5 protein-coding genes and 1 pseudogene are annotated in these 5,638 nt (G+C 67.6%); 2 read left to right on the top strand and 4 right to left on the bottom strand.

All coding sequences use genetic code 11. The annotated features are described in order from the left end of the window. Both AC2VOR_RS15075 and zwf read left to right on the top strand, forming a co-directional pair. A partial coding sequence (locus AC2VOR_RS15075) for a DUF3418 domain-containing protein (protein ID WP_486964039.1) occupies positions 1-1,289 on the top strand: 1,289 nt, incomplete at its 5' end. 36 nt (positions 1,290-1,325) lie between these two features. Next, entirely contained in the window at positions 1,326-2,831 is a 1,506-nt protein-coding gene (zwf, locus tag AC2VOR_RS15070) for a glucose-6-phosphate dehydrogenase (RefSeq protein ID WP_369741592.1), read from the top strand. 296 nt (positions 2,832-3,127) lie between these two features. Here the strand turns inward: zwf and AC2VOR_RS15065 are convergent, their stop codons facing one another. The 4 genes and pseudogenes from AC2VOR_RS15065 to AC2VOR_RS15050 form a co-directional block, all read right to left on the bottom strand. Next, positions 3,128-3,331 carry a hypothetical protein gene (locus AC2VOR_RS15065; RefSeq protein ID WP_486964038.1) on the bottom strand — a complete coding sequence of 68 codons (204 nt, stop codon included), beginning with the start codon at positions 3,329-3,331 and terminating at the stop codon, positions 3,128-3,130. A gap of 31 nt (positions 3,332-3,362) precedes the next feature. After that, positions 3,363-3,812 carry an NAD(+)--rifampin ADP-ribosyltransferase gene (arr, locus tag AC2VOR_RS15060; protein ID WP_486964040.1) on the bottom strand — a complete coding sequence of 150 codons (450 nt, stop codon included), beginning with the start codon at positions 3,810-3,812 and terminating at the stop codon, positions 3,363-3,365. A gap of 363 nt (positions 3,813-4,175) precedes the next feature. Continuing rightward, positions 4,176-4,501, bottom strand: a pseudogene (locus tag AC2VOR_RS15055) (DUF3253 domain-containing protein). Positions 4,502-4,626: 125 nt separating this feature from the next. Continuing rightward, entirely contained in the window at positions 4,627-5,550 is a 924-nt protein-coding gene (locus AC2VOR_RS15050; protein WP_369738692.1) for a class I SAM-dependent methyltransferase, read from the bottom strand. Positions 5,551-5,638: the final 88 nt, after the last annotated feature.

Here is a 5,638-nt window from a genome sequence, read left to right as displayed (position 1 = left end):
GCGTCACGGTGCACGTCCCGCTCGACGTGCTCACCCGCCTGGGCGGCGAGGAGTTCGCCTGGCAGGTGCCGGCGCTGCGCGAGGAGCTGGTGACCGCCCTCATCCGCGGGCTGCCAAAAGAACTGCGTCGCAACTTCGTTCCCGCCCCCGACACCGCACGCGCGGTACTGGCCACGATCGACCCGGCCGGGGGGCCGCTGCTGCCGGCGTTGCAGCGCGAATTGCGCCGCCGCAGCGGCGTTCTGGTGCCCCTCGACGCATTCGACCTCGACAAGCTGCCGCCACATCTGCGGGTGACGTTCGCCGTGGAGTCGCCGGACGGCATCGAGATCGCCCGCGGCAAGGACCTGCAGGTGCTGCAGGAGCGGCTGCAGGCCGTGGCGCGGAACGCCGTCGCCGACGCGGTCGCCGGCGACCTCGAGCGGACCGGCTTGCGCGCTTGGCCGGATGACCTGGAGCAGCTGCCGCGCGTCGTGGAGCGCACGGTCGACGGGCGTGCGGTGCAGGGCTATCCGGCCTTCGTCGACGCCGGCTCGTCGGTCGACGTGAGCGTGTTCGCGACGTCGGCCGAGCAGAACCGCGCGATGGGACCTGGCATTCGGAGGCTGATCCGGCTGAGCGCGCCTTCTCCGGCCAAAGCTGTTGAGCGAAAGCTGGATTCGCGGACCCGCCTGGCGCTGGGAACGAATCCCGACGGCTCGCTGTCCGCGCTGCTCAACGACTGCGCCGACGCCGCGGTGGATGTCCTGGTGCCCGGGCCGGTGTGGACGCTCGGCGAGTTCACCACGCTGCGCGAGCGGGTGGCGCGTGCGCTGCCGGCGATGACCGCCGACGTCGTTAGCCACGTCGAGACCGTGCTGTCCGCAGCGCAGGAGGTGCGGCTCGCTTTGCCCGCCCAGGCCCCGACACCGCAGGCCGACGCGATTGCCGACGTCCGTGCCCAGCTCGCCCGGCTGCTGCCGCCCGGGTTCGTCACCGCGACCGGGTACGCGCACCTCGCCGACCTGACCCGCTACCTGACGGCCATCGGCCGGCGTCTCGACCGGCTGCCCTACGCGCCCGAGGCGGATCGGGAGCGGATGGCCCGGGTCCACGCCGTGCAGGACGCCTACGACGAACTCCTGGGCGCGCTGCCGCCCGCACGGCGGGCGGTCGCCGACGTCCTCGATCTCGCCCGCGAGATCGAGGAGCTGCGGGTGAGCCTGTGGGCCCAGCAGCTCGGCACGCCGCGACCGGTCAGCGAGCAGCGGATCTACCGCGCGATCGACGCCGCACGCGACCGCCGTTGACCTGCCCGGCTGCGAACACGCGGCGGCAGTGGAAATATCGCGGTCGTGACCAAGAAACCGCAGACGATCTCCTACCCCGCACCAGGGTCTCGCCCACGCCGCCACGACCATCAGTCGCTCGAACCCCACGTCATCGTCCTCTTCGGGGCCACGGGCGACCTGGCCAAGCGCAAGCTGATTCCCGGTCTGGCCTACCTCGACCAGTCCGAGCTCGCCCCCGACATCCAGGTCGTCGCGACGTCGCTCGAGGACCTCAGCGACGACGAGTTCCGCGACATCGCCAAGAATGCGATCGACGCATTCGGCATCCACAAGCTCACGCCCGAGCAGTGGTCCAATTTCGCGAAGATCGTCACCTACGTCCCACAGAGCGCCGGACCCGAGGCGTTGGCGGCCGCGGTCGCCGAGGCCGAGAACACCCTCGGGCCCAAAGTGCGCCGGCTGCATTACCTGTCGGTCCCGCCCAGCGCGGCGCGCGCGGTCATCAACATGTTGCGTGACGCCGACCTCGTCGAGCGATCCCGAGTGGTGATGGAGAAGCCGTTCGGCACCGACCTGCCCAGCGCGGTCGCCCTCAACGACTTCTTGCACGAGACGTTCGAGGAGTCCCAGATCTTCCGGATCGACCACTTCCTGGGCAAGGAGGCGGCCCAGAACATCTTGGCGTTCCGCTTCGCCAACGGCCTGTTCGAGCCGATCTGGAACCGCAACTTCATCGACCACATCCAGATCGACATCCCCGAGGCCCTGGGCCTGGATGAGCGGGCGAACTTCTACGAGAGCACCGGCGCCTACAAGGACATGGTGGTGACCCACCTGTTCCAGGTGATGGCGTTCGTGGTGATGGAGCCGCCCACGGCGCTCGAACCATACGCCATCAGCGAGGAGAAGAACAAGGTGTTCCGATCGATGCTGCCGATCGAGACGTCGAACGTGGTTCGCGGCCAGTACAGCGGCTACCGCCAGGAACCCGGGGTGGCCAAGGATTCCGACACCGAGACGTTCATCGCGCTCAAGGTCGGCATCGACAACTGGCGCTGGGCCGGCGTGCCGATCTATCTGCGCACCGGCAAGAAGATGGCCGAGGGAATCCGGATCATCTCGATCGCGTTCCGGGAGGCGCCGCGCACCATGTTCCCGCCGGGGTCGGGAGTGGGCACACAGGGACCCGACCACCTCACTTTCGATCTCGCCGACAACTCCAAGGTGTCGCTGTCGTTCTACGGCAAACGGCCCGGCCCCGGCATGAAGCTGGACAAGATGTCGATGCAGTTCTCCTCGCAGGAGATCGAGACGGTGGTCGACGTGCTCGAGGCCTACGAACGACTCATCCTCGACGCGATGCGCGGCGACCATACGCTCTTCACCACCGCCGAGGGCATCGAATCCCTTTGGGAGCGCTCGGAAGAACTCCTCAACGATCCGCCGGCGGCCAAGATGTACCAGCCGGGCACGTGGGGCCCCAACGCCATTCACCAATTGATCGCCCCCAATGCCTGGCGGTTGCCGTTCGAGCGGGAATGGCGTGAAACGCGGTCATAGCCGAGTCATTTTCGGGCGCTGGCGCACGCGGTCTAACAATTATTCTCAGACAATAGTGCTGCGGAAAAATGACTATCGCCAACCGTGTCGCATGGTTGCTACAGTTCCTCTCTCGTTGGTTGCTCAACGCCCCGATTCGCGGGGTGTCCAAGAAGGGAAGCGCCATGTCGATGCTGGGTATCGACATGGCTGCCGTGACCGCGGTGAGCGGGAGTCTGAATGATCTAGGTTCTTGCGCCGCGCAACGCGAATGCCACAGCGGCGAGCCAAACTATCGCAATCACCGCGCTGGCCAGTCAGTTCACCTCCTGACCCGGTGGTATCAGCGGAACCTGGAACCTTGGTCTCCTAGCCCTGTCGCTGAGCCAGACGGGCGTTCCCGTCGGCCTCGACGGGTACGCCGGGGTCGCGAACGCGGCCGTCACGCTCACCACCGGCGGAGCGGGATTCCCCGCCATCACCGCGTTCTCGTTCAACTTGGACAGCTTCGGCTTCTCCATCTGAGAACTACGGCGTCGCTCCCGATTCGCTTCAGTCGTCGATGACGGTAAGGCCCCGGCGCTCGAGCTCGGCCAGGCTGTCACGCATGGCCCGCAGCTGCTCGGAGGAATGCCCCACCCAGTCGGTGATCTCGCCGATGATTCTCACCGGCTCTCGGGTGCGATAGGAGCGAGTCGGATTCCCGGGCAGTTTCTTGTCCGTCACGTTCGGGTCGTCTTCCAGTGCGCCTTGCGGTTCCACGACGTAGATGCGGCCGCGGCCTTCACCTCGCGCCAATTCGGCTCCCCACACTGCGGCGTCGAGTGTTCGCGTCACATAGACGTGGTTGGCGACGCGTCGTGCGCCATAGTTCGGCCGATGGCCGGGCACCAGACAATCGCCCACCGCCAGGTCGGCCTTGGTGCCGTGCAGGAGTGCGCCCGATTCGTGCGCCTCGAAAGGTACCGGTGCGCCGCCCACGCGCCCCCTCGTCTGCCGCATTTGCCTGGACGCACGATTGTGCAACGACCTCAGGGCTTGCCGCAAGCCCCCGACCGGGCCCTAAAGTGAGAGTGGGAAGTCTTCCGCCACGGGCCCGACAGGGGCTGACCGCCGTCACGGCCAACGCCATCGCGGCCGACTGGCCAGCGCATTGGTGGCGAGTGGCATCCACCACACCACGGCCGGACGACGACGACGGTCGAGGTTCTCAGGACCCCTTGATGAGTCGCAGCGCCCGCTCAGCTGTGGGAGTGGCAGATTGCGAGCAGAACTTTTTGCTCGTTCAGCATTTGCGTGATGGTGTTCAAGTAGGCGGTCTTATGGGTGGCGATGACATCGGTTGATGCACTTGATGCTCCATCACTACCGATGTCGTGGAGCAATGAGACCGTGTGAACGGACAGGTCCACCGACGCGCGGCAAACCCCCGACGGGCCCATCGGAGGCCATCCGCGGCAGATGGCGTGCGCAACTGGTCCGACCAAGCGCGATGTCGGGCAAGGGATCGACGACCCTTCCGCGCTGCGTGAGCTCCACCGCACCGGATTTCGCGAGTTCGCGGGCGACCTCGCGGGCGTCGAGCATCAGATCCGCCAGTGCTCACCGCCGACAGCCCGGGCGGCATCCGACGGGCACGTGCTGCTGTCCGGGCCAGGGTTCCGTGCCAGCGCACGCATGGCGGACTTCAGCCGTTGCCGGACCGGCCGGTCCGCCAGCGCGGCCGCAGCGTCGGCGGCACCGGGGCCGCCCTCGTCGGCGATCCGGCGCTACTGTGCGCGCAGGCGTTCGTCCATCTCGAACCGCGCAGCGCGGCTCAGTCCAATTCGGCGCTGAGATAGCTGATGGCGCCCCGGAACTGCTGCAGAACCTCGTTGTCGGGGACGACGAAGCCGTACTTCTCGTACACCTGGTCGGTGGGGTGGACGGTGACGTGCCAGCCGGTCGCCCCCAGGTGGTCGGCCGCCGGACGGCGTTCGCCGAGCCACACCAGTTCGGCGACGTCGATGTCCAGCCCGTGCTTGCGCCAGGTGCTGCGCATCGCCCGCGCACGCTCGTCGGTGAACACGCTCATGTCGGTGATGTTCTCTGTGGCCAGCCGGCTCCCGGGCGCGCTGAGCGCGGTGATGTTGTCCAGGAGGCGGTCCTGGGCCTCCGGCGGCAGGTAGGGCAGCAGACCCTCGGCGATCCACGCGGTCGGCGCGGCGACATCAAAGCCGTTGTCGCGCAACGCCGTCGGCCAGTCGTCACGCAGGTCGATGCTCACGGTACGCCGTTCGGCGGTCGGTTGCGCGCCCAGCGCGGCGAGTGTGTCGGTTTTGAAGGCGATGACCTCGGGCTGGTCGACCTCGAAAACCACCATGCCCGGCGGCCAGGCCAACCGGTAGGCCCGCGCGTCCAGCCCGGCCGCCAGAATGACGGCCTGGCGTATCCCGGCGGCGGCCGCGTCCTGGAAGAAGTCGTCGAAGAACCTGGTCCGCACCGTCATCTGCTCGCGCCGCTGCTGCAGGGTCATGGGCGCATCGTCGTTCTCGAGGGGGAGCTGCCCGTCCAGCATCCGGATGAAGAAAGGGTGCCCGACCGCGCGCACCAGCGGCTCGGCGAAGCGGTCGTCGAGCAGGGGATCGGGCCCCCGCGATGCGAGCGCTCGTGAGGCCGCCACCATCGTGGCGGTCGCTCCGACGCTGGAGGCCAGGTCCCAGCTGTCGCCCTCGCTGCGCGCCGAACCAAAGGATGACATCGGTTTCTCCCTCCCGGCGTGACGCCGCCACCAGTTACCTCATCGAGGTCGAAGCGTACTTTCTCCTATGCTGCGCTCAGCATGCACC

Source organism: Mycobacterium sp. TH-M103 (assembly GCF_057473785.1).
This window is presented reverse-complemented; position numbering and strand designations above follow the sequence as displayed.

Coding starts and splice junctions, on each gene's coding strand:
- AC2VOR_RS15065 (WP_486964038.1), bottom strand. CDS start 3,331: ATGGAGAAGCCGAAGCTGTCCAAGTTGAACGAGAACGCGGTGATGGCG.
- AC2VOR_RS15050 (WP_369738692.1), bottom strand. CDS start 5,550: ATGTCATCCTTTGGTTCGGCGCGCAGCGAGGGCGACAGCTGGGACCTG.
- arr (WP_486964040.1), bottom strand. CDS start 3,812: ATGCGGCAGACGAGGGGGCGCGTGGGCGGCGCACCGGTACCTTTCGAG.